This window comes from Cryobacterium sp. M23, assembly GCF_002929655.1.
GTDB lineage: Bacteria > Actinomycetota > Actinomycetes > Actinomycetales > Microbacteriaceae > Cryobacterium > Cryobacterium sandaracinum.
In genome coordinates this window covers 12,917-37,802 of sequence record NZ_PJJV01000058.1, presented here as the reverse complement: position 1 = coordinate 37,802, position 24,886 = coordinate 12,917, and the positions used below count along the sequence as shown (strand labels likewise).

At 67.5% G+C, this 24,886-nt stretch carries 27 protein-coding genes, 1 tRNA gene and 1 pseudogene; 16 read left to right on the top strand and 13 right to left on the bottom strand.

What is annotated here, in order from left to right; genetic code table 11:
- Positions 1-44: 44 nt before the first annotated feature.
- Positions 45-1,343: a PLP-dependent aspartate aminotransferase family protein gene (locus CXY82_RS04885; protein WP_104169924.1), complete on the bottom strand. Its 1,299-nt coding sequence runs from the start codon at positions 1,341-1,343 to the stop codon at positions 45-47.
- A gap of 106 nt (positions 1,344-1,449) precedes the next feature.
- Here CXY82_RS04885 and CXY82_RS04880 point away from each other — a divergent pair, with 106 nt between their 5' ends.
- Positions 1,450-1,929 carry an Lrp/AsnC family transcriptional regulator gene (locus CXY82_RS04880; protein WP_104102139.1) on the top strand — a complete coding sequence of 160 codons (480 nt, stop codon included), beginning with the start codon at positions 1,450-1,452 and terminating at the stop codon, positions 1,927-1,929.
- Positions 1,930-2,032: 103 nt separating this feature from the next.
- Here CXY82_RS04880 and CXY82_RS04875 read toward each other — a convergent pair whose 3' ends face one another.
- Together CXY82_RS04875 and CXY82_RS04870 are read right to left on the bottom strand one after the other, a co-directional pair.
- A complete protein-coding gene (locus CXY82_RS04875) occupies positions 2,033-2,236 on the bottom strand; it encodes a cold-shock protein (protein WP_035840308.1) in 204 nt (67 codons plus the stop codon).
- Positions 2,237-2,482: 246 nt separating this feature from the next.
- Complete coding sequence (locus CXY82_RS04870) at positions 2,483-3,319, bottom strand: DUF3097 domain-containing protein (RefSeq protein WP_104102232.1); 837 nt, start codon at positions 3,317-3,319, stop codon at positions 2,483-2,485.
- A 129-nt stretch (positions 3,320-3,448) separates the two neighbouring features.
- Here CXY82_RS04870 and CXY82_RS04865 point away from each other — a divergent pair, with 129 nt between their 5' ends.
- From CXY82_RS04865 to CXY82_RS17535, 3 genes are all read left to right on the top strand, one after another.
- Positions 3,449-4,162 (top strand): SOS response-associated peptidase, encoded by a 714-nt coding sequence (locus tag CXY82_RS04865; protein ID WP_104169923.1) that lies wholly within the window; start codon positions 3,449-3,451, stop codon positions 4,160-4,162.
- 69 nt (positions 4,163-4,231) lie between these two features.
- Entirely contained in the window at positions 4,232-4,396 is a 165-nt protein-coding gene (locus CXY82_RS17540; RefSeq protein WP_158250294.1) for a hypothetical protein, read from the top strand.
- 113 nt (positions 4,397-4,509) lie between these two features.
- Positions 4,510-4,710 carry an SMP-30/gluconolactonase/LRE family protein gene (locus CXY82_RS17535; protein ID WP_198411978.1) on the top strand — a complete coding sequence of 67 codons (201 nt, stop codon included), beginning with the start codon at positions 4,510-4,512 and terminating at the stop codon, positions 4,708-4,710.
- A gap of 9 nt (positions 4,711-4,719) precedes the next feature.
- Here CXY82_RS17535 and CXY82_RS04860 read toward each other — a convergent pair whose 3' ends face one another.
- Positions 4,720-5,367 carry a DUF1345 domain-containing protein gene (locus tag CXY82_RS04860; RefSeq protein WP_233193972.1) on the bottom strand — a complete coding sequence of 216 codons (648 nt, stop codon included), beginning with the start codon at positions 5,365-5,367 and terminating at the stop codon, positions 4,720-4,722.
- A gap of 145 nt (positions 5,368-5,512) precedes the next feature.
- On the opposite strand from CXY82_RS04860, the gene CXY82_RS04855 reads away from it, so the two are divergent.
- Positions 5,513-6,448 (top strand): DnaJ domain-containing protein, encoded by a 936-nt coding sequence (locus tag CXY82_RS04855; protein WP_104169921.1) that lies wholly within the window; start codon positions 5,513-5,515, stop codon positions 6,446-6,448.
- Here CXY82_RS04855 and CXY82_RS04850 read toward each other — a convergent pair.
- A complete protein-coding gene (locus CXY82_RS04850; protein WP_370443681.1) occupies positions 6,435-7,343 on the bottom strand; it encodes a hypothetical protein in 909 nt (302 codons plus the stop codon). The two genes, CXY82_RS04855 and CXY82_RS04850, sit on opposite strands and share 14 nt — an antisense overlap.
- A 296-nt stretch (positions 7,344-7,639) precedes the next feature.
- On the opposite strand from CXY82_RS04850, the gene CXY82_RS04845 reads away from it, so the two are divergent.
- Together CXY82_RS04845 and CXY82_RS04840 are read left to right on the top strand one after the other, a co-directional pair.
- On the top strand, positions 7,640-8,002 hold the full coding sequence (locus CXY82_RS04845; RefSeq protein WP_104169945.1) for a hypothetical protein: 363 nt from the start codon (positions 7,640-7,642) through the stop codon (positions 8,000-8,002).
- Positions 8,003-8,350: 348 nt separating this feature from the next.
- Positions 8,351-10,579 carry an MMPL family transporter gene (locus CXY82_RS04840; RefSeq protein WP_104169919.1) on the top strand — a complete coding sequence of 743 codons (2,229 nt, stop codon included), beginning with the start codon at positions 8,351-8,353 and terminating at the stop codon, positions 10,577-10,579.
- 8 nt (positions 10,580-10,587) lie between these two features.
- On the opposite strand, the gene CXY82_RS04835 is transcribed toward CXY82_RS04840, so the two are convergent.
- The 5 genes and pseudogenes from CXY82_RS04835 to CXY82_RS04815 all read right to left on the bottom strand — a co-directional run bounded on the left by CXY82_RS04835 (position 10,588) and on the right by CXY82_RS04815 (position 14,391).
- On the bottom strand, positions 10,588-11,730 hold the full coding sequence (locus tag CXY82_RS04835; protein ID WP_104169918.1) for an XdhC family protein: 1,143 nt from the start codon (positions 11,728-11,730) through the stop codon (positions 10,588-10,590).
- Positions 11,731-11,764: 34 nt separating this feature from the next.
- A complete protein-coding gene (locus tag CXY82_RS04830; RefSeq protein WP_104169917.1) occupies positions 11,765-12,436 on the bottom strand; it encodes an SRPBCC family protein in 672 nt (223 codons plus the stop codon).
- Positions 12,436-13,239, bottom strand: a complete 804-nt coding sequence (locus CXY82_RS04825) for a VWA domain-containing protein (protein ID WP_233199207.1) — start codon at positions 13,237-13,239, stop codon at positions 12,436-12,438. Before CXY82_RS04825 ends, CXY82_RS04830 begins: the two co-directional genes overlap by 1 nt.
- A 49-nt stretch (positions 13,240-13,288) precedes the next feature.
- Positions 13,289-13,399: pseudogene (locus CXY82_RS17875) on the bottom strand (FAD binding domain-containing protein); the annotation flags it as partial.
- A gap of 305 nt (positions 13,400-13,704) precedes the next feature.
- On the bottom strand, positions 13,705-14,391 hold the full coding sequence (locus CXY82_RS04815; RefSeq protein ID WP_104169916.1) for a TetR/AcrR family transcriptional regulator: 687 nt from the start codon (positions 14,389-14,391) through the stop codon (positions 13,705-13,707).
- 74 nt (positions 14,392-14,465) lie between these two features.
- Here CXY82_RS04815 and CXY82_RS04810 point away from each other — a divergent pair, with 74 nt between their 5' ends.
- The 4 genes from CXY82_RS04810 (at position 14,466) to CXY82_RS04795 (ending at position 17,820) form a co-directional block, all read left to right on the top strand.
- A complete protein-coding gene (locus tag CXY82_RS04810) occupies positions 14,466-15,458 on the top strand; it encodes a nitrilase-related carbon-nitrogen hydrolase (RefSeq protein ID WP_104169915.1) in 993 nt (330 codons plus the stop codon).
- On the top strand, positions 15,455-16,480 hold the full coding sequence (locus tag CXY82_RS04805) for an agmatine/peptidylarginine deiminase (protein ID WP_104169914.1): 1,026 nt from the start codon (positions 15,455-15,457) through the stop codon (positions 16,478-16,480). Before CXY82_RS04810 ends, CXY82_RS04805 begins: the two co-directional genes overlap by 4 nt.
- 133 nt (positions 16,481-16,613) lie before the next feature.
- Positions 16,614-17,114, top strand: coding sequence for a CarD family transcriptional regulator (locus CXY82_RS04800; protein ID WP_104102105.1), 501 nt, complete (start codon positions 16,614-16,616; stop codon positions 17,112-17,114).
- A 397-nt stretch (positions 17,115-17,511) separates the two neighbouring features.
- The gene (locus CXY82_RS04795) at positions 17,512-17,820 is read left to right on the top strand and encodes a hypothetical protein (protein ID WP_104102102.1); all 309 of its coding nucleotides are present in this window, start codon (positions 17,512-17,514) and stop codon (positions 17,818-17,820) included.
- A gap of 86 nt (positions 17,821-17,906) precedes the next feature.
- On the opposite strand, the gene CXY82_RS17530 is transcribed toward CXY82_RS04795, so the two are convergent.
- Both CXY82_RS17530 and CXY82_RS04785 read right to left on the bottom strand, forming a co-directional pair.
- Entirely contained in the window at positions 17,907-18,062 is a 156-nt protein-coding gene (locus tag CXY82_RS17530) for a hypothetical protein (RefSeq protein WP_199180883.1), read from the bottom strand.
- Positions 18,063-18,325: 263 nt separating this feature from the next.
- Positions 18,326-18,408, bottom strand: a tRNA-Leu gene (locus CXY82_RS04785).
- A gap of 116 nt (positions 18,409-18,524) precedes the next feature.
- Between CXY82_RS04785 and CXY82_RS04780 the strand changes: the two genes are divergently transcribed.
- From CXY82_RS04780 to mshC, 3 genes are read left to right on the top strand one after another with little or no spacing between them, the layout of a single operon-like run.
- Entirely contained in the window at positions 18,525-19,850 is a 1,326-nt protein-coding gene (locus tag CXY82_RS04780; RefSeq protein ID WP_104169913.1) for a M20/M25/M40 family metallo-hydrolase, read from the top strand.
- Positions 19,851-19,868: 18 nt separating this feature from the next.
- Positions 19,869-20,723, top strand: a complete 855-nt coding sequence (locus CXY82_RS04775; protein WP_104169912.1) for an undecaprenyl-diphosphate phosphatase — start codon at positions 19,869-19,871, stop codon at positions 20,721-20,723.
- Positions 20,724-20,736: 13 nt separating this feature from the next.
- Positions 20,737-22,017, top strand: coding sequence for a cysteine--1-D-myo-inosityl 2-amino-2-deoxy-alpha-D-glucopyranoside ligase (gene mshC / locus CXY82_RS04770; protein ID WP_104169911.1), 1,281 nt, complete (start codon positions 20,737-20,739; stop codon positions 22,015-22,017).
- On the opposite strand, the gene CXY82_RS04765 is transcribed toward mshC, so the two are convergent.
- A complete protein-coding gene (locus CXY82_RS04765; RefSeq protein WP_233199206.1) occupies positions 22,014-22,958 on the bottom strand; it encodes a proteasome assembly chaperone family protein in 945 nt (314 codons plus the stop codon). The two genes, mshC and CXY82_RS04765, sit on opposite strands and share 4 nt — an antisense overlap.
- Positions 22,959-23,055: 97 nt before the next feature.
- On the opposite strand from CXY82_RS04765, the gene CXY82_RS04760 reads away from it, so the two are divergent.
- Positions 23,056-23,760 (top strand): HAD family phosphatase, encoded by a 705-nt coding sequence (locus CXY82_RS04760; RefSeq protein WP_255408572.1) that lies wholly within the window; start codon positions 23,056-23,058, stop codon positions 23,758-23,760.
- Positions 23,761-23,786: 26 nt separating this feature from the next.
- Entirely contained in the window at positions 23,787-24,818 is a 1,032-nt protein-coding gene (locus CXY82_RS04755) for a tRNA (adenine-N1)-methyltransferase (protein WP_104169909.1), read from the top strand.
- The last annotated feature ends 68 nt before the right edge of the window (positions 24,819-24,886 follow it).

Here is a 24,886-nt window from a genome sequence, read left to right as displayed (position 1 = left end):
CGGGAGCGACCCGCTGAACGGCTACTCTCGACCGAAACGGCCTCTCAGGCGACGGCGTCCTGGGGTTCGGCGGCCGCGGAGTTCGGCACCACGACCTTCGCCACGTCGGGAGTGACGTCCATCACCACGTCCAAGGCGGTGAGGATGTCGGCGAGCAGGTCGTCGACGTGCTCGAGGCCGATAGAAAGGCGCACGATCCCGGCACCGGGCCGGGCGCCGGCCTCGACCGGGCGGTGGGTCAGGGAGGCCGGATGCTGCACGAGCGAGTCCACGCCGCCGAGGGAGACCGCGTGCGTGATCAGCGTGCAAGCCTCGGTGAAGCGCACGGCCGCATCGAAGCCGCCCGCGAGGTCGAGGGCGATGATAGACCCGGCCCCGTTCGCCTGACGGCCCAAAAGCCCCAGCGGGTCCTGCCCGGGCAGCCCTGGGTACAGTACCCGGGCCAGTGCGGGGTGACCCGCGAGGCGCTCCGCGACGGCGCCGGCGGTTGCTTGCTGGGCGCGCACACGCACCGGCAGCGTGCGCAGCCCCCGGTGCAGCAGATACGCGGCGAACGGATGCAGCACACCGCCGGTCAGGGCCCGCACCTGGCGCAGGCGCACCATCCAGTGCTCGGGGCCGGAGACCGTGCCGCCCATCACGTCTCCGTGGCCGCCCAGGAATTTGGTCGCACTGTGCAGCACCAGCGTGGCGCCCGAATCGACCGGGCGCTGGAGCACCGGGGTGGCGAACGTGTTGTCGACCAGCACCGGCACGCTGCCGGCCGCCGCGACCACGGCACGGATGTCGGTCAGCGCCAGCGTCGGGTTCGCTGGGGACTCCAGGATGACCAGCCCGGTGTCCGGCCGGATTGCCTGGGCAACCCCGTCGGGATCGACCCACGACACAGTCGTACCGAGCAGCCCGGTGGCGAGTACATGGTCGGTACCGCCGTAGATCGGCCGGAGGGCCACCACGTGGGGCGTGCCGCCGGCCACGGATGCGGTCAGCACGGCCACCAGCGCGGCCATTCCGCTCGCGAAGGCGACGGTGCCCTCGGTGCCCTCCAGGGCCGACAGCGCCGTTTCGAACCGGGCGACTCCGGGCTGCCAGAGTCGCTGGTACACCGCGGAATCGCCCTCGCGGATCGTACCTCCGGTGGCGAGGTTCTCGTAGGAGTCCCCGCCGCACTCGACTCCCGCCAGCGGATTGGTCGTGGAGAGGTCGATCACGGGCACATGCGAACCGGCCGCTGTCAGCCCGGCCATCCCGCCGTGCACGGCAACCGTGTCCGGGTGCGGGGCCGATGGCCGCAGGGCAGGTCCGCGGGGAGGCAGGGGCGGCAGCGGAAGCGTTGGCGTCATGCACAGACACAAACAGATTCTGCCGCACGGCGCAATCATCCTTGCAGACTCTTGCGAATCAGCGGAAGCTTTCGCATAAACTGCTCACGGAAGAAAGAGTAGGCCGATGGAACCGAAGAAAGCCGAAATCGACCGGGTCGACCGGGCGCTCCTGCGTGCGCTGTCCGTCAACGCCCGTGCCTCCGGTGCGGCGCTGGCCGCGGAGATCGGCGTCGCCGAGTCGACCGTGTCGCTGCGCCTGCGCCGGCTGCAGCAGCTGGGCCACATCCGAGGCTACCGCGCGAATATCGATCTGGCCGCGCTGGGCGCGTCCCTACAGGCGTTGATCTCGGTTCGTCTGGTCAAGCACGCCCGCGTGCAGATCGACGCGTTCCGGGCGGCGGCGCCGCACTGGCCCGGGGTGATCGGCCTGTTCCACACCGCCGGCGCCGACGACTATCTGCTGCACGTGGCCGCGGCGGACGCGTCGGACCTGCGTGACTTCGTCCTGCAGCATCTGGCGGAGCATCCGGCGGTTGCGCACACCGAGACCAACCTTATCTTCGAGTACGTCGACGGTGACGGCTGGCAGGACCTCGTCAAATAGTTCGCTTAACGCAGACAACGCCCCTGCCGAAGCAGGGGCGTTGTCGAAGCTCGTGAGCTATGCGACTCGGAAAGCCGCCTCGCTAGTTGAGCAGTTGCGCACTTTAGAGGGCGCGGATATTCTCGGCCTGAGGACCCTTCGGGCCCTGGGTTACCTCGAACTCGACCTTCTGGTTCTCGTCGAGCGACTTGTAGCCGTTCGATGCGATCGCGGAGTAGTGCGCGAACACGTCGGCGCTTCCGTCGTCGGGAGCGATGAAGCCGAAGCCCTTTTCAGCGTTGAACCATTTCACGGTACCTGTTGCCATTATGACTCCTCCAGGAGTGTTAGAAAGGCCCCGACTTTCGAGGCCGTTCGTCGCGGTATTCGTCGTCCGCTTCCGAAAGGAATACGCCGCGGCGACCGGGGTCACCGCGTTTTAAGACGTGCAAGCACTACAACTACTGAGATAACCCTAGCCCACATCGCCGCGGTGCATCCAGATTCCGTGCCAATTCGGTTCCAAAGCGTTACGTTGATTGCAGGTTATGACCCGATCAGGGCGCACCCTGCACTACTCGGTGGTGACGAAGTCGATCAGCTGCTCCACCCGGCCCAGCAGTTGCGGCTCCAGATCGGCGAATGTGCGCACCCGACCCAGGATCCGCTGCCAGGCCCGGGCGATATCGGCCTGGTCCTCGTGGGGCCAGCCGAGGGCCTCGCAGATCCCGTGCTTCCATTCGATGCTGCGCGGAATCGCGGGCCACGTCGTGATTCCCAGGCGGTTCGGCTTCACGGACTGCCATACGTCGATATATGGATGCCCGACCACGAGCACATTCCGGCCGTGCGGTCCGCGCGCCACGGCGTCGGCGATCCGGCTTTCCTTCGATCCGGGCACCAGGTGGTCGACCAGCACCCCGACCCGCCGGGTGGGTCCCGGGCGGAACTCCTGCAGGAGCTCCTCGAGGTTGTCGACGCCCTCGATGTACTCTACGACGACCCCCTCGATCCGTAGATCGGCTCCCCAGACCTTTTCCACAAGCTCGGCGTCGTGCCGGCCCTCGACGAAGATGCGGCTGGCTCGGGCCACCCGTGCCGGGGCATCTCGCACGGCCATCGATCCCGAGGCGGTGCGGGCGCGGCCCTGCGGCGCCGCCCTGACCGGGACGACGAGCACCACCGGCTCGCCGTCAATCAAGAATCCGCCGCCGAGCGGAAACAGGCGCAGTTGACCGTGGCGGTCCTCCAGGGTGACGATCTTCTTCTCGATCCGCACCACGGCACCGCAAAAACCGGTCGCGACCTCTTCGACGACCAGGTCGGGCATGGCTTCCTGCGTCGGAATGACCTTCCGGCCAGCGTCCCGCCAGCCGGGGGAAAGTACATCCGCACTGTACCGATCCTGCATGTTCCGCTCGTCCATTGACGGTCTTCCTCGCTCCTGCGCCTCGCCGACGCCGGAATCGACGCTAGCGGATGGCCCGCACGGTCTGCGCTCTTAGGCCGGGGTGTCGGCGTCCGGTAGTAACCTGTCCCCATGTGCGGTCGATTCATCATCACGGACACGGCGTCCGATCTCGCCGCGATGTTCGATGTCGAGCACGAGGGCGAGAACCTGCCGGAACCGTCGTGGAACATCAAACCCACCGAAAAGATCCCGATCGTGCTCGAGTCAGCCAAGGCCGGGCCGGTCGTGCGCCGGCTCGAGGGCGCGCGTTGGTCCCTGGTCCCCTCATTCGCGACCGAGCTGCAGTCGTCCTTCGCCACCTTCAACGCCCGTGCCGAAACGGCGGCGGAGAAGCCCACCTTCAAGAGTTCGGTCGCCTCTCGGCGCGCGCTGGTCCCGGCCACGGGCTACTACGAGTGGCACACGGACGGCACCGTGAAGACTCCGTACTTCATCCACTCAGACGACGGTCTTCCACTGGCCTTCGCCGGCCTCTACTCCTGGTGGCGCAATCCGGCCCTGGCCGACGACGACCCGGCCCGGTGGGTACTGTCCGCGACGATTCTCACCCAGGACGCCGAGGGTCCCCTGGCCGCCCTCCACGACCGGATGCCCGTGATCCTGGCGGAAGAATGGTGGGACCAGTGGCTCGACCCCCATACTCCGGGTGACCAGGCGCTGGTCGACGCCGCGGTGGCCGCCTCCCGGGAGACCGTCGAGAGCCTGAGCTATCACGAGGTCGCCCCGGTGCGCGGTGACGGTCCGGAACTCATCGAGCCCGTCGGGGCGCCGTCGCCGGTCTGACGCTCGACCGGGTACGCTCGACTCATCGGCCCGGCGTTCAGTGCGGGCATCGCTCGAAAGGATCGCACCATGAACGCCGTCGCCTTCACCGTCGCAATGGCCATCTTCGTCTTCGGTCTCTGGCTGTTCGGGTTCGCGTTCGAGGTGACGGCCTGGCAGTTGCCGATCTTCCTCAGCGGCATCCTCTGCGTTTCCCTGGCCGTGGCCATCCCGGTGCAGATCCTCCGCGACTAGGTAGCAGCCCCCGGCACCATGTCGGCTCGATCGCGGCGGCCCTCCGGCCCCGAAGTGTCGGCGGAGCCGTCCTCGCGCTCGAGGACGCCGCGGGAACGGTCACCAAGCTGGACGTGCTCTGGAATGTTCCCGGCCTGGGGATGAACGAGGGCGGTTGCGACTCGGATGGCCGGTTCCCTGGCCTATTTCCCTTTGCCGGCTTTCCGGCCGCGGCCGGCTACCCCGACGGGCTGACCGTGGACAGCGACGGTGGCGTGTGGGTGGCCGTCTACGGCGGGAGCGCCGTGCGCCCGGTCCGGGAGTTCGCCGGCTGACGGGCCTCGTCAGCGCAACAGGCCGGCCACCAGGTTGATCAGGGTAGCCAAGATGAACGAGCCGAACAGGTACGAGAGCAGACTGTGACGCAGCGCCGTCATCCGAATTGCGTGCGTTTGCAGACTGGTGTCTGACACTTGGAAAGTCATCCCGATCGTGAAGGCCAGGTAGGCGAAATCCCCGTAACTCGGTGGCACCGCCTGGTTGAAATCCACCCCGCCGTCGGGCCCGGAGTAGTAGAGCGAGGCATAGCGGAGCGTGAACAGGGTGTGCACCAGAATCCAGGAGAGTCCGACGCTGAGCACCGCCGCCGCCGCCAGGATTCCCCGTGCGGTGACCGAGCTGGTGTCGGTCCCCACCAGCAGGAACACCAGAGCGCCGAGGCTGCCGAGGCTGCTGAAAAGAATCAGGATGTCGGCGGCACCTCGGGACGAATCCTCCCGGGTGGCATGGCTGGCCGTGTTCTGGATGTCCATGGGGCCGATGGTGATCCACACCCAGGTGACATACGTCACGCAGGCGGCCGCCCAGCCCGCGATCGGAGCCAGGGTCCAGCTCCCGCACACCCCGGCCAGAACAGCGACGACGACACCCACCGCGAACATGCCGATAAGTCGGGTACTCGAGCGGTGGAGGCGTTGGCCGTGCGTCGTCATATGCTGATCGTGCCATGAAATCGGGTCTCTGCGGGCCGAGGCCCGGGGCGCATCCGGTGTTATGCCAGCCAGGGTCGGTAGTGTGAGGGAACGATTGGCTGGCTGTTCCATTGCCGGCCGCACTAACGCTGAAAGAGAACGCTGGATGTCAGATAGCCCGGCCGCGGCGTCGCCCTACGAGGTACTTGGCGTCAGCCCGTCGGCAAGTGACGACGAACTTCGTCGTGCCTACCGTCGCCTGCTGCGCCACACGCATCCGGACGTCGGCGGAGACGCCGCCGCCTTCCACCTCGTTCAGATCGCGTGGGAGCGGGTGGGAACCCCGGAGGGGCGCGCCGACTATGACCGCCGCCGATACCCGGACGCGTTCCCCGAGCCGGAGCGCCCCGCCTACGCCTCCGGAGCCGGCCGTGGGCAGGCCACGCAGGCTGGGCCGCGCGCGCGCATGTACGGCCATCCGGGTGGCGAGGCGCGCCAGCGTTACCTCGAACTGCTCCGGGAATGGGCCGGGCGCGGAACCTCTATCGATGACCCGTATGCCCCGACGCTGATCCGTTCGGCGCCGCGGGAGATCCGGCATTGGCTGGCGAAGGCTCTGGCCGAGGAATCAACGGCGCAACTCGTCTCCGCCCTCGGGATCGGCTTCACGGCCTGGCATGATGTGGCTGCCGGCACGCGGGGCGGCAAGGTCGATCACGTCGTGCTCGGCCCGGCGGGACTGTTCGCGGTCCTGTCCGAGGACTGGGGCGGGCCGGTGCAGCTTCGGCGTGGGGAGCTCGTCGGTGACGCCCTCGGCCCCGATGTTCGTCCGATCGAAGACGTCGAGGGTGTCGTGCGGGCTCTGGCGAAGTCGCTGCGGGTGAGGTTCACCGCTGTGCTGGTCGTGCTTCCCGACGAGGCCCTGACTGACCCTCTGACGGTCCCCGGACGTGGCCGGCGCCCGACCGTGATCACGCTGCCGAGGTCACGGCTGATCGGGGTGCTGCGCAGCGGGCTGCCCGGAATGGACCGCGGCAGCTTCGAGAAGGTGTTCGAGTTGCGGAGCCGCCTGCAGGACGGCATCCGCTTCAGTTCGGAGTAGCCGCTTTGCGCAGGCCCAGCTTGTCGACCCAGTACCGGAGGAATTCTGCGCCGGCCGCGTCGTGGATCAGGGACCCCTCTACGATCACGGGGTAGGGGCGCTCGAGGATGCCGTCGGACGGCCGCACATCCACATGCGAGACGTCATAGCCGGCGGCATGCAGGTGGTCGGCCATCAGGTAGTCGCTGCGCGAGTCGCCGACCGAGCGCCAGACCCGGGGGAGTGTTCCCGATTCGGAGAAAAAGGCCAGCGCCCGCTCCGCGCCGCGGTCCTTGTCCAGGGTGACCGACTCGATGTCGGTCGAGATGATCGTCGGGTCGATCCGGAATCCCACGGTGCCGGCCTGGTCCGGAACGACTCGATCACCGAAACGGATGCCCAGCCCGAGTTCAACCATCACCCCGAATGCGGCCTCGTTGAACTCCACCGCGGCGGCCTGGTACCGGCCGTGGTCGGCATCCGTGCGCTGCTCGACCGAGACCATGACCTGCTTGGTCTCGTCGAAGAACATCGTGTCGCTGAACCCGTCGGCGACGAGGTTGCGCAGCATATCTACGGCGGCGGCCGGCAGGGCCACGCTGTCATCGACGACGATTTCGCCCATCCCCGCGGCCGTGATCGGGAACCAGACGGCTCCCTTCTCGCAGACTCCGTACATGCGCATCGACTCGGGCAGTCCGGCTGCGCGGAGGGGCGCGACAACCTTCTCGCGGATGAATGTCGACGACCGCCCGGTGATGAATGCGATCGGAACGTTGGCTCCGGCCAGGCTGATCAGATCCGTGATGATGCTCGGTGTGGCGATGGTCCGGGACACCGGACTGGCGATCGGCCCGTCCACGTCGAGCAGCAGGCCGAGGGGGGAGAGGGTATCGCGCATACCCCAGTGTTTCACGGGCGTGCCCCTTGAACGGTCAGCGGGCTTCCACCGTCACCTTCCCGTTGGTGATCGCCGCGGTGATGAAACGGCGGGGGAGGGGTCGCTCGGGACCGACCCGCTGTCACTCTCGCGGTTGGTCGTGCGGGCGTCCACCCGGAAGGTCACCCCGTCCGGTGGCAGCCGCACCGTGATCGCACCGTTGGTGCTCCGGGCCTCGGCCGACGTCGGCGGGTCGAGAAAGTCGAGTTTGACGCAGGGAGTGCCGTCGCCGACGAGGCTACCCGGCCCGCAAACGCCTATCCTTGATCAAGATGATTACCCGACGAATCGCCGCCCTGCGCCTGGATATCCCGATCGAAATGGCGCAGCGCCACGAACTGCCCTCCCGGATGTCGGAGGCTGAACTGGCCGAGATCGAGCGCAACCCGCCGGCGTGGCTCGTGCAGTCTCGGGCCAACCGCACCGGCAAGAAGCCGGTCTGGGTGGAACTACGTTGTGATGTCTGCGGGTTCTCCGAAGCCGCGCGTCCCAAGAAGTGGTGGCCCGCCTTCACCTATCTGACCTGTGACTACCACGGATCCGAGGAACTCCCAGATGCCGCCGCCGGCCTCAGTCGCACCGAGGTCGACGGCATCGGCAACGCATTCATCGGCATCGTCGACGAGGCACCCTAGGTGAGTGTGAGTCCTAGTCGTCTCCGGTCTCGAACCAATTCGACGGAGATTTTGGGTCAAACTGCCATTTTTTAGCCCACAGGCGCTGTTTAGAGCAGAATCTCCGTCGAATTCGTTCGGGATGAAGTTGTCGCAGAGCCCCGGACTCGACCGACAAGGATCTTGCGGCGCACGTTCGTCCCAAGTGGCAGCGAACAGGCCAACCCGGAGTATACCCCCATGGGTATACGGGGCATGACTCCGAGCGTACACCTCGCGCGGTGTGCCCCGGCACCCGACAGGTGTCGGTCCGTCGGCGCCGGGTGGAGTAATTTGGCGGTAGCCGCCTGAGACCGGAGGACTTCTGCCATGCTGCGCACACTGGGCGTTTTCATCGCCCGTCACCGGTTCACCTCACTGCTGGTCTGGGCGCTCACGATCGCCGCGTGCGTGGCGACGGCACTGATCGGGGTGACGGGGGAGAACCTCTTCCAGCGGCTCTCCAGCGCCGGACCCACCGTTGAAGGCGAGGCCAGCCAGGCCGCCAATCTGCTGCAGGGCACCGAGGGCGCAGACATGGAATCTCTCTCTCTGCTGATCCACGACGTCGACCTGTCCTCCCCGGACCTGGGCCTGATCCTCACCGCGGCCACGACCGACCTGTTGGAAGTCGACGGGGTAACCGAGGTCATCAACCCGCTCGTCATCCCACCGCTCCCTGACGGCTCGCCGAACCCGGCTGCGATGCCTCTCCTGGTGCCCGACGGCACCGGACTGTTGCTGAACGCCCAGATGGTGGCACCAGACGGTGACCTCAGTGATGACCTGCTGGGCGAGGTGGAAGAACGGCTCGGCGTGGCGGCCGACGAGGTCCGGCAGCTTGAGCCGGACGCCACCGTGGAAGTCGGCGGAACCCCGCTCCTGGTGGAATCCCTGGTGGCGGTCGCCGAGGCCGACCTGCAGAAGGGCGAGCTGATCGCGTTGCCGATCGCCCTCCTTGTGATGCTGATCATCTTCGGCGGATTCCTGGCGGCCGGCATCCCGCTGATCGGGGCGCTGGCGTCGATCGCCGGCGCTCTCGGGGCACTCTTCGGCTTCAGCTACCTGATGGAGATCGACACCACGGTGCTCAACGTCATCACCGTGATCGGGCTGGGGCTCTCCATCGACTACGGGCTCCTGATCGTCAGCCGGTTCCGCGAGGAGTTCCGGGCACTCGTGGAGCGGGCCGGCGACAGCGAGACGCGTACGGAACGTCACGAGCTGATGCTGCAGGCGGTGGGCATCACGGCGGACACGGCCGGCCGCACGGTGCTCTACTCCGGTCTGACCTTCGCCATCGCCACGGTGGGCCTGCTGGTCTTCGAACCGACGATCATCCGTGCCATCGCCATCGGCGCGGTCTCCGTGGTGCTGATCGCCATCCTGACGGCGCTCGTTCTTGTGCCGGCTCTGCTCGGGTACTTCGGCGAACGGCTGCTGAAGCCGGGCCTGCTGACCCGCACCCCCGGCCTCGGTCCCCTCCTGACCCGTTTCGGCGACGTCGCCCCCCGGGAGGGCGTCTTCTCCCGGCTGACTCGCCGCGTGCAACGGGCGCCCGTGCTCGTGGCGCTCGGGGGCATCGCCGTGCTCCTCCTGCTCGGCAGCCCCGCGCTAAACATCAATGTGTCCAGCGGCGGCGCCGACGCCATCCCGAAGGCCTCGACCCAGTACGGGTTTGTCACGGCGCTGAACGACCACTTCCCCCTCGCCACGGCCCCGCTGGTGCAGCTCGTCTCGGACACCGATGAGGCGTCCGCCGCGGCCTGGGCCGAGGAGGTGGTGACGCTGCCGAACGTCACCGGCACGACACCACCGGCCCTGGTGAACGGGCATTGGGTGTCGCGCGTCGGCGTCGACCAGAACGCGGGCCCGGCCGTTGTGCGGGAGATCCGGGACGACCGGCCCGACTTCGACCACTGGGTCGGCGGCACGGATGCCGCGTCGGTCGACTATGTCGACTCATTGGTCGCCGGCGCGCCCTGGGCTGCCCTGATCATCGCCGGGGCCACGTTCCTGCTGCTCTTCCTGATGACCGGTTCCGTGGTCATCCCGCTCACCGCCCTCGTGATCAGCGTCATCTCGCTCGGCGCCTCCGTGGGCATCCTGGTCTGGGGTTTCCAGGAGGGAAATCTCGCAGGCCTGCTCGATTTCGATGCCGATAAGATCGCCGGGGTGGACCCTCTGGTCCTGACCCTCGTGCTCACCTTCGGCTTCGGCCTGGCCATGGACTACGAGATGTTCCTGCTCGCCCGGATCAAGGAGCACTACGAGGCGGGTGAGGCCACGCGGCTCGCTATCGAGACGGGTCTGCAGAGCTCGGGCCGGATCATCTCCTCCGCGGCCCTGATCATCGTGATCGTGTTCGCCGGGTTCGCGACCGGCAATCTGCTGCAGATGAAACAGATCGGCGTCGCTCTCGCCGTGGCCGTGCTGCTGGACGCGACCCTCGTGCGCACCATCGTGGTTCCCGCTGTGATGACCTCGCTCGAGAAGGGCCTCTGGTGGGCGCCGAGGTGGTTGCATCCGATCTACGCCCGCTTCGGGATGCGGGAGTAGGGCGGCGGCTACACCGAGGTCGGCTCGTCCAGGTCGTCGTGGTGGATCCGGTCGGCCAGGCTGCCCAGCGGCTCTCCGGTGCCGCCCCACTGCTCGGCGATGATCTCCGCGGCGATGGACACGGCTGTCTCTTCCGGGGTTCGGGAGCCGAGATCCAGCCCGATGGGGCTGTGCAACCTTGCCAGCTCCGCCTCGCCCACACCTGCCTCGCGGAGCCGGGTCAGTCGGTCCTCGTGAGTGCGCCGAGACCCCATCGCACCGATGTAGGCGAATGGGCCGCGGGTCAGGGCCACCTTGAGGAGCGGCACGTCGAATTTCGGGTCGTGGGTGAGCACGCAGACGACGGTGCGCTCATCCACGAGCCCGGCCGCGACCTGCTCGGCCAGGTAGCGGTGCGGCCAGCCGACGATGACCTCGTCGGCCTCCGGGAACCGGGCCGGCGTGGCGAAGACCTCGCGGGCATCGCAGACGGTGACACGGTAGCCGAGGAAGGAAGCCAGCCGGGCCAGGGCGGCCGCGAAATCGATGGCGCCGAACACCAGCATCCGTGGGCGCGGGGCGTAGCTGTTGACGAAGACCCGCATGCCCTCACCGCGTCGTTCACCGTCGGGACCGTAGGTGAGGGTGCTGTTGCGTCCGGCGGCCAGCAGCCCGCGAGCATCGTCGCCGATGGCCCGGTTCGCCCGTTCGGAGCCCAGATCGCCGTCGAAGCCGTGCGGCCGGATGATCAGGTGTCGGCCCAGACGGCTGGGATCGGGGTGCGCGATCACGGTCGCGACCCCTACCGGAGCCGATCCGGTGATGTCCTGCTCCACAGCGGCCAGCTCCGGGAAGCTCACCTGGCTGACTGGCTCGACGAAGACGTCGAGGATGCCGCCGCAAGTCAGACCAACGGAGAAGGCGTCGTCGTCGCTGATGCCGTAGCGCACCAGCACCGGCCGCCCATCCTCGATCACCTGGGTCGCGAGGTCGTAGACGGCACTTTCGACACAGCCGCCGGAGACCGAGCCGACCACCTCCCCGTCGGCGGTGACCAGCATCGACGCGCCGGCCGGCCGGGGGGCGGACTGGAAGGTGCGCACGACGGTGGCCAGGCCGGCAATGCCGCCGGCCTGCCATCCCGTCAGCAGCGGGTTCAGAACCTCACGCACAGGTGGTGACCCTTCCGGTTTCGCTCATCCGGGTCTACCGACCGCCGGCGCGGCGGCCGATCCAATAGGCGACAAACGCCACCGCTGCGATCACGCCGAGTAGCCTGGGCAGGCTGCTGAGCTGATCCATCACGATGCCCTTGGCCAGGGGCCGGGCCGTCGGCGCGGCGGGCGGAGCCGTCGCGGTTCCCGTCCCACTGACCGTCTCGGCGGTCTGCCCGGTCGTGGCCCCGGCAGCAGGCACCGCCGGTTCCGGAGCCGGACCCGTGACCATGGCCTGCAGGTTCTCGGCGAAGAGGGCCATCATCTGGTCCGTGACGCTGCCGATGATGCTGCACCCCATCGCGGCCACCTTGCCGGAAAGCGCCACCTCGGCACTGACCGTGCCCTGGGTCTCGCCCTCCGCCTCGACGAGGGTGAGGGTGGCCGTACCCTGCGCCGTGCCCTGACCGCGGGCCTCCTGAGCGCGCCCCTCGAACACGGCGCGGTGCGCGGTCGCATCGCGTTCGAGAACGGTCATCTGACCTCTGTACTGAATGGTCACCGGACCCAGTTTCACTTTCATTCCGACCTGATAGGCGTCATCCGAAGACTTGTTTAGCACCTGTGCCCCCGGAACGCAGCCGGCGACACGTTCGAAGTCCATCAGAGTCTTCCACACCTCGTCGATCGGTGCGACGACGGAGAACGTGCTGTTGATGTCCATCAACGGGTCCTCGTATTCTCGTGTGGGTCCGAACGGTCGGCGCGAATCGCCGCCGCCACTTCTGCCAGGGCCCCATAGCTGTGCCCGCTGACGAACGCGTCGACAAAGGGCAACGCGGCCGCCATGCCGCCCACCACCGGCTGGTAGTCCAAAGCGATCTTCCTGGGGTTGACCCAGATGATGCGGTAGGCCAGGCGCCGCAGGCGGGCCATCTGGGTGTGCACCGATTCCGGGTCGTCCAGCGCCCACCCATCCGAGATGATCACGACGACGGCCCCGCGGGCGAGGCCACGTCGACCCCAGGCATCCGTGAAATGGCGGACGCTTTCTGCCAGCCTGGTGCCGTCTGCCCGGTCCTGGGTGCTGGCGGCAGCCCGTGCCAGAGCCTGGTCCGGGTCGCGCACCGCGAGCTGACGGGTCAGCCGGGTTGATCCGGTCGAGAAGATGAAGGCTTCGGCCTCGGCCCCCGCGACCGCGCCCTGCAGGAGCGACAGGGAAACACGCGTGTACGGCTCCATCGACCCGGACACATCGCACAGCAGGATCAAACGGCGCAGTCGCGTGCGCCGGCGCCGGTAGACCAGGCGCACCGGTTCCCCGCCGCTGTGCTGCGCCGCCCTAACCGTGCGGCGCAGGTCTAGCCTCGGGGCGCTCCGGGAGCTCTTCCGGCTGCGGCTGCTGACGCGTTCCGGCGTGGCGAGGGCGATCCGGCGCACCAGGCGACGCATCTGGGCGACCTCGTCCGGAGCCAGGACCGGCGGCTGGGGCAGCGGCGCCTGGTCCGCCGCGATCGCGCAGCACAAAGTCCAGTTCGAAGAGCTCGTTGATGTCGATCAGCCACTCGGGTCTGGCCAGCCGGAGCTTCATCATCGGCAGAAGACTGTGCCCGCCCGCGATGACCCGGGACTCCGGACCGTGGCGCTCGAGTAGGGTGATCGCATCGTCGACCGTGCTGGCGCGCACATAGTCGAGGGAAGCTGGAATCTGCACAGGGGCCTCCACCTCGAAAAGGTGCCCGGCGGCAGCGACAGGCACGGAATCGTGTCACATAGTGCTCCGGGGCCGCCGGATTGGCAACGCGAATCGGGACGGCTCCGGGCCGCCGGGGAGTCGGCCGCTGGGAGCGACCGTCCCGCAGCGGAGTACGTCGAGGGCTCAGTGACGGCTCCGCAACGGGAAAGGCCCCGGCGACGAATCGCCGGGGCCTCATGCACTGTCTCAACCAGCGCTCGTCCGTTCACAGCAGAACCATGACCGGAAGTATGCACCTAGCATACAGGCACGGTAATCGGTGCCGGGGGATGGTCAGGTTCGGGTCGGCGGCCGGAGTCGTCCCCGGGCCCGAGGGCCCCGGAGCGCAGCCCCAGCTCGTGTTCGGCGACGGTGCGCACGAGACCGCGCAGCCGCTGTGCATGGCCGTAGCGCACGATGGCGTGCGCGTTCAGCCCGTCGATGATCGCCAAAAGCTGCCAGGCGACGGCGTCCGGGTCGATCGCCCGGAATTCGCCGCGCGCGCAGCCGGTGTTGAGCAGGACGGCCAGGAACGCCTGCCAGGCGTCCATCTGAACGCCCACCTCCACGGCGAGCGCAGGGTGGCGTCGGCCGAGGCTCCAGGCGTCGAGCCAGACCGCGGTCACGGTGCTGCGTTCGGGTCCGAGCAGAGTGTCGATCAGCGTTTGCAGGGCCGCCACGGCTGTTTCGCAGGGCGCCAGCTCCTCCGCCACCTCGCCGATCTCGGCGGCCACGATCGCCCCGAAAGTGTAAGCCACCAGGGAGTCCATGCTCGGCTGGTAGTGACTGACCAGGGCCGGGGTCACCCCGATCCGGGAGGCGACCGCACGCAGTGTGAGGGCCGACAAGCCCTCGTCAAGGGCGATCTCCCGGGCGGCGCGGGCGATTTCCGCCGCCCGCTCGATCGGTGCTTTGCGCCGCGATGCGCTCGGATCGGTTGACATGAAACCTGAGTCTATATATCTTTAGCCAACGGTTATTGATCAAGTGATCAATTATTCCGCAGGGAGGTCTCGTCATGCTCGTGATCAACGCGCCCGGCATCGCCGAACCGCTGACCCGAACGTCGAGCGAGGCCCGGCCGCCGCTCCGGGTCGGGCTTGTGCAGCACCGCTGGCACGTCGACGAAAACGCGCTGCGCGCGGAGCTGGCCGAGGGCATCCGTCTGGCCTCCGACCAGGGTGCCCGCGTAGCCTTCCTGCCCGAGCTGACGCTGCGCAAATACCCCGGCAACGCACGGGCACAGGGTGTGCCGAAGCTGACGGCCGAGGACCTGCTGACTGGACCGACCTTCGCCTTCGCGGCTGAGCAGGCCAAATTGCACGGCATCGTCGTGCACGCCTCCCTCTACGAGAAACCGGACGCAGAGGATGCACCGGAGGACCCGCGCGGTTACAACACGGCCATCCTGGTCTCGCCGACCGGTCGGCTACTCGGTCGCACGCGCAAACTGCACATCCCGGTCACCGAGGGCTACTACGAGGACACCTGGTTCCGACCGGGCCCAGCCGAGGACGCGTATCCCGTCTATGCGCCGGAGGAACTGGGCGGTGCCCGGATCGGGCTGCCCACCTGCTGGGACGAATGGTTCCCCGAGGTGTCGCGGCTGTACGGCCTCGGCGGCGCCCAGCTGCTGGTCTACCCCACGGCGATCGGCTCGGAGCCCGGCTTCCCGACGTTCGACACCCAACCGCTCTGGCGGCAGGTGATCGTGGCCAACGGGATCACCAGCGGCCTCTTCATGGTGGTGCCCAATCGTCACGGCGACGAGGGCGACCTGACCTTTTACGGCTCCTCTTTCATCTCTGACCCCTACGGTCGTGTGCTCGTGCAGGCTCCCCGTGATGAGTCCGCGGTGCTGGTTGCCGACCTCGACCTGGCACAACGGGAGGAGTGGCTCACACTGTTTCCCTTCCTGGCCACCCGACGGCCGGACAGCTATGCGGGGCTGACCACGCCGGTCGACCCGGCTCTTCCGTTCGGTGCGATGGTGACGTCGGGGGAGTCGTGACCTGGCTGATGCCGGCGGAGACCGCGCCGCAGGACCGGGTCTGGATGGCATTCCCGGTGGACGGCTACACGCTCGGCACGGATGCGTATTCCGCCGACGAGGCGCGCGGCACCTGGACCGCGGTTGCCCACGCGGTCCTCGAATTCGAACCCGTCACCATGGTCGTCGACCCGGCCGAGGTGGCGACCGCTCGGCGGTACCTCTCCGCGGAGATCGAAATCATCGAGGCACCACTTGACGACGCCTGGATGCGCGACATCGGCCCGTCCTTCGTGCTGGGTGATGACGGGCAGCTGGGGGCGGTGGACTGGGCATTCAACGGTTGGGGTGCCCAGGATTGGGCGCGCTGGGGCAAAGACATGGAGGTAGGCAGGCTCGTCACCGCCGCCTCTGGCGCGAGTGTGATCTCCTCGGTGCTCGTGAACGAGGGCGGCGGCATTCACGTCGACGGCGCGGGAACGGTGCTGGCCACGCAGACCGTTCAACTGGATCCGGGCCGGAACCCCTACGTCGACCGGGCGAGGATCGAGGCCGAGTTCGCCCGTACCCTCGGCGCCACCCGCCTGGTCTGGCTGCCGCGCGGCCTGAGCCGGGACCAGCAGCGCTACGGAACCCGCGGCCACGTCGATATGGTGGCCGCCCTCCCGTCGCCCGGAACGGTGTTGATGCACGCGCAGAACGACCCGGCCCACCCGGACTATGCCGTGACCAGGCAGCTCCGCGCCGTTCTCGCCGAGGAGACGGATGCGGCGGGCCGGCCGTTCACCATCGTCGACCTGCCGGCACCGGCCGCACTCACGGACGAGGACGGCTTCGTGGACTACAACTACGTCAACCACCTCGTCGTCAACGGCGGCGTGATCGCCTGCGGCTTCGGCGAGGAACGGGCCGACCAGGTCGCCCGGGAGATCCTGGCCGCGGCGTATCCGGGCCGAACGGTCGTGTCGGTCGAGGCGCGGCCGTTGTTCGCGCGCGGCGGCGGCATCCACTGCATCACCCAGCAGCAGCCATCGGCCGGGTAGTCGCCGCGCCACGCTTGCTGCCGCAAGGTGAACGTTCAGGGGACTGTGGCACGATTGACAGGTTGGCCACCGGGAATTCGGCTAGTCGGCGCCACCGGGACGCCGCATGCAGCACGATCTGAATCGAGTCAGTTTGAAGTTCATCGTTGGGGAAACCCTCGTCTATCCGCACCACGGTGCGGTCACCCTTACTGAGCTCTCCACCATAACGCTGAAGGGCGTCGCCCAGCCGGCGATGACGCTGCGCGTGCATTCGTCGCAGCTCACAATCCAACTTCCCATCGCGAATGCGGGGCTTGTTGGAGTGCGTGACGTCATCGATGCCGCTGGGCTGGAAGAGGTCTACAAGGTTCTGCGCGAGCCGTTCACGGAGGAAGCAACGAACTGGAGCCGCCGATTCAAAGCGAATCAAGAGAAGATGGCGAGTGACAGCGTGACGCGCGTCGCCGAAGTCGTCCGGGACCTGTGGCGCCGCGAACAGGACGGCGGCGTGTCCGCCGGTGAGAAGCGGATGCTCGCCAAGTCCCGTCAACTCCTGGAGTCTGAGCTGGCGCTGGCGCTCGGCACATCGCCGGAAGACACCGTCCTGGCTTTGGACGAGGTTCTCTCCGGGGCCCTCACCGAAGCGGTCTAGCCCCGCGCGGCGGTTCGACGCCCAAGCGATCCACCGCCACGACGACGTGGCGGATGCCTTCCACGAGTTGGTGCTCGGGCCGTCGATGATCTACCTCCGCCCGTGCTTTCCGCGTTCCGGTACATCCCTGACGAGGTGTAGGAGAACAAATACCGCTCGTGGTCGAGAAATTGCGGCCGAAGCCCGGCGACCGACTCCTCGAAGTCGGATGCGGATGCGGATGCGGCTCTTGGCCTGCCTGGGGGGAACGAGCGGTTCGCGCGGTCATGGATGGCTCTCCGAATGTGTCTTCCGCCCGTTGTCCAGATAGCCACCGAGGAGTATCGTCCGCGAAGGTGGGGCGGGACGCTGGCTCACCCGATGCCAGGCGGGTCGTCCCTTGTTGAGAGGATTACTCATGAAACGCATGGTACTGGGGTGCGTTGTCGCACTCGGACTTGTTTTCGTCGGCGCCACTTCGGCCCAGGCTGGCGAGACCAGTGGCAATGGCAGTCCGGTCCCGGGCGCAACGAACGCGAGTTCGGCGTGCGCCTATTCGGGCCGGGACCTCCCCGATGCTGAGGAAAACCAGCCGCCCCAATTCAACGACGACTTCGTCACGGACGGGCGCGTGCAGAGCTACGGGCGGTTCGTCAGCCACGGCTTCAAGGATCTGGTGCCCAGCCCGGGCGAAGCCTGCCGCGGCAACGTGACGTTTGAGGAATAGGCTGCCAAGCCGCGACCTCGGGCAACTGCGAGCACAGCCCCTACGATCTTCCCTCGGTCGCTGACCTCTGGCCGCGACGCGGCCGGTCAGAGGGCGATCATGATCGTGAGGGCTTCGCGGTTGCCCCTGTCACGCTTGGCGACGGGGACTGCGTCGAGGTTCACCGAGCGGTCGAAGATTCTACCGGGATTGACGGTCCCGTCGAGGATCGCCGGCATGAGGTGTGCGATGTAGGCGCGCACGGGAGAGGGGCCGATGAACGGTTGACAGATGGTGGCATGAATCAGTTCTTCATTGGCGACTGCCTGCGGGAAAAGTGGGCGGCGCCGAGCATGTCGGCGGTGAAGCTGCCGCCGGCGGACCTCCGATACGGGGTGATGGCGAGGAGACTGCGTTCCAGCCGGAGGCACGTTCGACCATGGAAAAAAAAATAGGCCGCGCAACCGGTATCGATTGTCGCGACCTATTTCCACATGGACTCGGAATGATCCGAATCTAATTTCTGTGCCCGAGGGGGGACTTGAACCCCCACGCCCATAAGGGCACTAGCACCTCAAGCTAGCGCGTCTGCCATTCCGCCACCCGGGCCGAGTGTTTCAGCGGCCGTTCCCGGCCGCCGAATAGATAATCTAGCACGGATTTCGAGGCCCTCCAGCCGCGCCCACCGTCGCCGGCCGGCGGCGAGGCCCGGTAGCGTGACACGCATGCTTTCCTCTGCTGACAACACACCGGCCGACGCTGCACTGGACCTCACGGCCACGATCGCTCGCGACCTCATCCGTTTCGACACGACCAACTATGGCGAGGGCCGTTCGAACGGCGAAACGGATGCCGCCGAGTACGTCGAGGCGAACCTGCGGTCTCTCGGCCTCGCCCCGCAGCTGTTCGATTCAGAACCGGGCCGCACGAGTGTCGTCGTGCGCGTTCCGGGTCGCGACAGCAGCCGCGGGGCGCTGGTGGTCCACGGCCACCTCGACGTCGTTCCCGCTGACCCGGAGGCCTGGTCGGTGGACCCGTTCGCCGGCGTGATCAAGGACCGCCTCCTGTGGGGCCGCGGAGCCGTTGACATGAAGAACATGGACGCCATGATGCTCGCGTCGCTCCAAAACATCCTCGGCTCCGGCCAGGAACCGGCCCGTGAACTGATCGTGGCGTTCTTCGCCGACGAGGAGGCCGGGGGAGTGCTCGGCTCGCACTACCTCGTCGACACCCGTCCGGAGCTCTTCCAGGGCGCCACCGAGGCAATCAGCGAGGTCGGGGGCTACTCGATCACGCTCGGCGGTCAGCGTGCCTACCTGCTCCAGACGGGCGAGAAGGCGCTGATCTGGATCAAGCTTGTGGCGCGGGGCGAGGCGGCCCACGGGTCCCGGCTGATCCGTAGCAACGCCGTGACCCGGCTCGCCGAGGCTGTCGCCAAGGTCGGCCGGCGTGAGTGGCCGATCCGTCTGACCGAGACCACCACCCAGCTGTTGGCGGAGCTGGCACGGGTGCTCGACGTCGACCCCCAACGTGTCGGTCCCGACGAGCTGGCCCTCGCCACTGGCACGGCTTCGGGCTTCATCCAAGCGAGTCTGCGCACCACGACCAATCCCACCGTTCTGCACGCCGGGTACAAGCACAACGTCATCCCGGACCGGGCCGAGGCGCTCATCGACATCCGCACCCTGCCCGGCGACGAGGATTCCGTACTCGCCGAAGTGGCCGCGCTGGTCGGCCCCGACATCGAGATCGTGATCATGCACCGCGACATCGGTCTCGAAACAGAATTCGGCGGGCCCCTCGTCGATGCGGTCATCGAGACCCTCGGCCGACACGATCCGGGCGCTCCGGTGCTGCCCTACCTGCTCTCCGCCGGCACGGACAACAAGGCCCTCAGCACCCTCGGGATCAAGGGTTACGGTTTTGCCCCGCTCAAGCTCCCCGCCGACCTCGATTTCCCGGCGATGTTCCACGGGGTCGACGAACGGGTGCCTCTCGACGCGTTAGTGTTTGGCAAGCAGGTCCTGACCGACCTGCTCTCGAACTACTGAACAGCAAAAGGGCATTTCGTGAACTTCATCGACGCACTCATCCTGGGACTCGTGCAGGGACTGACCGAATTCCTCCCGGTCTCCTCCAGCGCCCACATCCGTATCGTCGGGGAATTCCTGGGAACCGGAGGTGACCCGGGAGCCCGCTTCACCGCGATCATCCAGATCGGTACCGAGGCTGCCGTGGCGATCTACTTCTGGCGCGATATCGTGCGCATCATCGGGCAGTGGTCCAAGTCCCTCGTCGGCAAGGTTCCGCGCGCCGACCCGGACGCGCGGATGGGCTGGCTGATCATCCTCGGATCGCTGCCCATCGTGGCGCTCGGCCTGCTCTTCCAGGACCAGATCGAGTCCTCGCTCCGCAACCTGTGGATTACCGCCAGCGTGCTGATCGGCTTCGGCGTCCTGCTCGGAATCGCCGATTACGTCGGGGCCAAGCGCCGCCGGCTGGGCGACCTCACCGTGCCCCATGGCATCGTCTACGGCTTCGCCCAAGCCCTCGCGTTGATCCCCGGCGTATCCCGCTCGGGAGGCACGATCACCGCCGGCCTGTTCATGGGGTACGAGCGCGCCGCCGCCGCCCGCTACGCTTTCCTGCTCGCCATCCCGGCCGTTCTCGGCAGCGGGCTGTTCCAGGTGTACAAATCGATCGTCAAGCCTTGCCTGGAGGGTGCGACAAACTGCACCCCGGAGATTTTCGGCCCGTGGGACACCCTGGCGGCCACGGTCATCGGCTTCGTCGTCGCCCTGTTCGTGATCAAGTTCTTCATGAGCTACATCTCCAGACGTAGCTTCCTGCCGTTCGTGATCTACCGCATCGTGCTCGGCCTCGTGCTGAGCGGCCTGCTGGTGACGAACACCATCTCCGCCTAGTTAGGCTGGGAAAATGCGTGCCTGGCGACGACCCGAAATTCCGCAACTCCCCGGTCAGTCCGGCGCACCCTGGCTGCACGATACCGCCACCGCGTCCCTGATCGAGGCCAAACCCAATGACGTCGCCCGGCTGTACGTGTGTGGGATCACTCCCTACGACGCCACGCACCTCGGCCATGCGGCCACCTACCTGGCCTTCGACACTCTGCAGCGGGTCTGGCTGGACGGCGGCTACCGGGTGCACTACGCCCAGAACGTGACGGATGTCGACGACCCGCTCCTCGAGCGAGCGGCCGCCACCGGCGTCGACTGGGAGGTTCTCGCCGAGTCGCAGGTGAACCTCTTCCGCACCGACATGGAGGCACTGGGGATCATCCCGCCGAACGACTATGTCGCCGTCACCGAGGTCATCGACGAGATTGCGGATGCCGTGGCCCAGCTCTGGGATGCCGGCCTCGCGTACCCGGTCCCCATGGACGCGGCCGCCGCAGGCGCGCCCGAGCCGACGGAGGCCGCCGGTTCCGACATCTACTTCGACATTGAGGCCGCGCAGCGCGCGACCTCGTGGACGCTCGGCGACGAGAGCAATCTCGACTCCGAGGCCATGCTCACCCTGTTCTCCGAACGCGGGGGAGACCCGGCCCGTCCCGGCAAACGGGACGTCCTCGACCCGCTGCTCTGGCGCTCGGCCCGCCCCGGGGAACCGTCCTGGGCGTCGCGCGTCGGCGCCGGCCGTCCGGGCTGGCACATTGAGTGTTCGGTCATCGCACTGAAGGAACTCGGCACGGACTTCACGGTGCAGGGCGGCGGCAGCGATCTGATCTTCCCGCACCACGATATGAGTGCGGGGCACGCGGCAGCCCTATCCGGGCATCCGCTGGCCGGCGTCTACAGCCACACCGGCATGGTGGCCTATCAGGGCGAGAAGATGAGCAAGTCGCTCGGAAATCTGGTGCTCGTGTCCAAACTGCGCACCGCGGGAACCGACCCGCGAGCAATCCGTCTGGCCCTGCTCGACCAGCACTACCGCGCCGATTGGGAGTGGACGAACGCGCACCTTCGGGCGGCGGAGGCCCGCCTCACGGCCTGGACCGCGGCCTTCGGGACAGCGGGCACGGCCGGAACCCTCGACACGCACGCGGTCATCGAACGGCTGCGGGCCGCCCTCGCCGCCGACCTCGACACCCCTGGCGCGCTGGCGGTCGTGGACGCCGCCGCAGCCGACTCCGACAGAGTCGACGAGCCGGCACTGCTGGCCCGCGCGGTCGACGCGCTGCTCGGCGTGGCTCTTTAGGGCTGGCGGGGCGAGTCGAGCGGCGGGCGCCCCTCGCCGGGACCGTCCCGGCCATCGCCGCGCTTGCGCAGATATTTCTCGAATTCCTGGGCGATCGCTTCGCCGCTGGCCTCCGGGGAATCGACCGTGTCGCGAGCCTGTTCGAGCTGCCCGATATAGGCCGCCATCTCGTCGTCCTCGGCCGCCAGCGTGTCGATGCCGCTCTGCCATTCATCGGCCTCGCTCACCAGGTCGCCGCGCGGGATGACGACATCGATGATCTCCTCAAGCTTGTCGATCAGTGCCAGCATCGCCTTCGGCGACGGTGCATTGTGCACGTAGTGGGGGACGGACGCCCAGATCGACAGGGTCGGAATGCCGACCTCCTCCGCGGCGATCGCGAGCACGCTCAGGATGCCGACGGGGCCTTCGTAGGTGCTGCGCTCAACCTGAAGTTCGGCCCGTACCTGCGGGTTGTCGCTGGAGACGAAGATGGAGATAGGCCGGGTGTGGGGAACATCGGCCAGCATCGCCCCGAGGAAGACGATGCCGCCGACATCCGCGGCGAGGGCGGCGTCGAGGATCTCTGCGGCGAATCCCTTCCAGCTGCGGGACGGTTCCGTTCCAAGGAGCAGATAGATGTTTCCGGCGTTCGTGCCGCTGACGCGCAGCTGCGCGTCGTCGGCCAGGGGAGCCCCGGCCTCGGCGGGGGTCGTCGGTCCGTAGAGTACCGCACCCGGCCACTCCAGTTTGCGCCGGCCGTCTTCGCCGCCGGCCGAAATGGTGGGCCGGTTGAACTGATAGTCGAAGTAGATCTCTGGGTCGATCTCCGCGACCGGGGAGACATCCAGCAGATCCTTCAGGGTGCCCACGGCGCCGGTCGCCGCCTCGCCGGCGTCGTTCCAACCCTCGAACGCCACCACCAGGAGGCGACCGTTGAGGAACCCATTAGCCTCTGTCACTGTCCGAAACCTCTTTCGACGGGGTGCCCCGCACGGCGCACCATCCATCAAGGATAGGCGGTGCCCCCTACACTTGAACTCCGTGAACGCGATCCGAATCAATTCCTCCCTGCCTGCGGCCGTGCTCTGGGACATGGACGGCACCATCGTGGACTCCGAGCCGTACTGGATGCGGGCCGAGACGGAACTGGTCGAGTCCTTCGGCGGCGTCTGGTCCCACAGCGACGCCATGCTGCTGGTCGGCTCCGGCCTCGAGGGTTCCGCGGTCATCCTGCAGGATCGGGGCGTCGACCTGGACGGCGACGCCATCGTGCACCGGCTCACCAGCCGTGTCCAGGAACTCCTGAGAACCTGCGGTGCCCCGTGGCGGCCTGGCGCGCTCGAACTGCTCGCCGATCTCAAGACCGCCGGCGTCCCCATGGCGCTGGTCACCATGTCACAGCAGCGGATGGCACGACAGATCGCCGAACTTGTCGGATTCACCGCCTTCGACACCATTATCGCCGGCGACATGGTCACGAACAGCAAGCCGCATCCAGAGGCGTACCTGACGGCCGCCGGGCTGCTCGGCGTCGACCCCGAGCACTGCATCGCGGTCGAGGATTCCATTCCGGGCATCGCGGCCGCCGTGGCATCCGGGGCCGTCGTCGTCGGCGTCCCGCACATGGTCTCCCTGCCTGAGAGCGCGCACTACGAGCTCTGGCCGACCCTCGCCGGTCGCACTCTGCACGGTTTCACCTCGCTGTACACCGCCCGTCGCGGATCCCTCGGCCGCAAGCCGGCCCCGACCGACCCACACTGACCCGAGAGCAAGGACGTAACCCACGCATGAGCGACAACCAGGTCATCCAAAACAGCGGACCCTTCCGGATCGGCGACCGGGTACAGCTAACCGGACCCAAGAACAAACTGAACACGATCACCCTGGAACCAGGCAAGGTCTTCCACACCCACCGGGGAATCCTGGCGCACGATGACGTCATCGGTGTCCCGGACGGCTCGGTCGTCACGAACAACGTCGGCGTGGAGCACCTCGCCTTGCGGCCGTTGCTGAACGACTTCGTGATGTCGATGCCGCGCGGTGCTGCCATCATCTATCCCAAGGACGCCGCCCAGATCATCGCGCAGGCCGATATCTTCCCGGGGGCGACTGTGGTGGAGGCCGGCGTCGGTTCCGGCGCCCTGTCGCTCTGGCTACTGCGCGCCATCGGCCCCGCCGGGAGGCTGGCCTCATTCGAACGCCGCAGCGAGTTCGCGGATGTAGCCCGTGACAATATCGCGACCTTTCTCGGGTCTGATCCCGCCAACTGGAGCATCACGCTCGGCGACCTCGCCGATACCCTGCCCGACACGATGCCGGCCCAGAGCGTGGACCGTGTCGTGCTCGACATGCTCGCGCCCTGGGAGTGCCTGGGCTCTGTTTCGGACGCGCTCAAGCCAGGCGGAGTGCTGCTCTGCTACGTGGCCACGGTGACCCAGCTCTCGCGAGTGGCCGAGGCCATCCGTGCGACCGGTTTCTACACGAACCCGGACTCGAACGAGACCATGGTTCGCGGGTGGCACGTCGAGGGTCTCGCCGTGCGGCCCGATCACCGGATGATCGGGCACACGGGTTTCCTGATCACGGCCCGCCGTCTCGCCCCGGACACGATTCTTCCCGAATTGAAGCGCCGTCCGTCGAAGACCGACTTCTCCGATGCCGATGTGGAGGCCTGGACGCCGGGCGCTCTCGGCGAACGCAGTGTCAGCTCGAAGGTCATGCGCAAGCGCGTGCGGATGGCCGAGACAGGCGCGGCCATCTCTAAGGCTCGCGGGCTCGACGCGGGCGAACCCGACGACCTCGCACCCAACGCCCGTTAGAATTGGGTCGGCCTGCCATCCGGCCCCGAATTTGCCCCTGTCCCGCACAATCACCTGCCCCACACTGA

What these genes read in the sequence shown, in the direction of transcription:
- CXY82_RS04845 (WP_104169945.1), top strand. Translation starts at nt 7,640, where the DNA reads ATGATTACCCGACGAATCGCCGCCCTGCGCCTGGATATCCCGATCGAA.
- mshC (WP_104169911.1), top strand. Translation starts at nt 20,737, where the DNA reads ATGCGTGCCTGGCGACGACCCGAAATTCCGCAACTCCCCGGTCAGTCC.
- CXY82_RS04880 (WP_104102139.1), top strand. Translation starts at nt 1,450, where the DNA reads ATGGAACCGAAGAAAGCCGAAATCGACCGGGTCGACCGGGCGCTCCTG.
- CXY82_RS04780 (WP_104169913.1), top strand. Translation starts at nt 18,525, where the DNA reads ATGCTTTCCTCTGCTGACAACACACCGGCCGACGCTGCACTGGACCTC.
- CXY82_RS04840 (WP_104169919.1), top strand. Translation starts at nt 8,351, where the DNA reads ATGCTGCGCACACTGGGCGTTTTCATCGCCCGTCACCGGTTCACCTCA.
- CXY82_RS04830 (WP_104169917.1), bottom strand. Translation starts at nt 12,436, where the DNA reads ATGGACATCAACAGCACGTTCTCCGTCGTCGCACCGATCGACGAGGTG.
- CXY82_RS04860 (WP_233193972.1), bottom strand. Translation starts at nt 5,367, where the DNA reads ATGACGACGCACGGCCAACGCCTCCACCGCTCGAGTACCCGACTTATC.
- CXY82_RS04855 (WP_104169921.1), top strand. Translation starts at nt 5,513, where the DNA reads ATGTCAGATAGCCCGGCCGCGGCGTCGCCCTACGAGGTACTTGGCGTC.
- CXY82_RS04885 (WP_104169924.1), bottom strand. Translation starts at nt 1,343, where the DNA reads ATGACGCCAACGCTTCCGCTGCCGCCCCTGCCTCCCCGCGGACCTGCC.
- CXY82_RS04875 (WP_035840308.1), bottom strand. Translation starts at nt 2,236, where the DNA reads ATGGCAACAGGTACCGTGAAATGGTTCAACGCTGAAAAGGGCTTCGGC.
- CXY82_RS04865 (WP_104169923.1), top strand. Translation starts at nt 3,449, where the DNA reads ATGTGCGGTCGATTCATCATCACGGACACGGCGTCCGATCTCGCCGCG.
- CXY82_RS04755 (WP_104169909.1), top strand. Translation starts at nt 23,787, where the DNA reads ATGAGCGACAACCAGGTCATCCAAAACAGCGGACCCTTCCGGATCGGC.
- CXY82_RS17540 (WP_158250294.1), top strand. Translation starts at nt 4,232, where the DNA reads ATGAACGCCGTCGCCTTCACCGTCGCAATGGCCATCTTCGTCTTCGGT.
- CXY82_RS04810 (WP_104169915.1), top strand. Translation starts at nt 14,466, where the DNA reads ATGCTCGTGATCAACGCGCCCGGCATCGCCGAACCGCTGACCCGAACG.
- CXY82_RS04815 (WP_104169916.1), bottom strand. Translation starts at nt 14,391, where the DNA reads ATGTCAACCGATCCGAGCGCATCGCGGCGCAAAGCACCGATCGAGCGG.
- CXY82_RS04870 (WP_104102232.1), bottom strand. Translation starts at nt 3,319, where the DNA reads ATGCAGGATCGGTACAGTGCGGATGTACTTTCCCCCGGCTGGCGGGAC.
- CXY82_RS04795 (WP_104102102.1), top strand. Translation starts at nt 17,512, where the DNA reads ATGAAACGCATGGTACTGGGGTGCGTTGTCGCACTCGGACTTGTTTTC.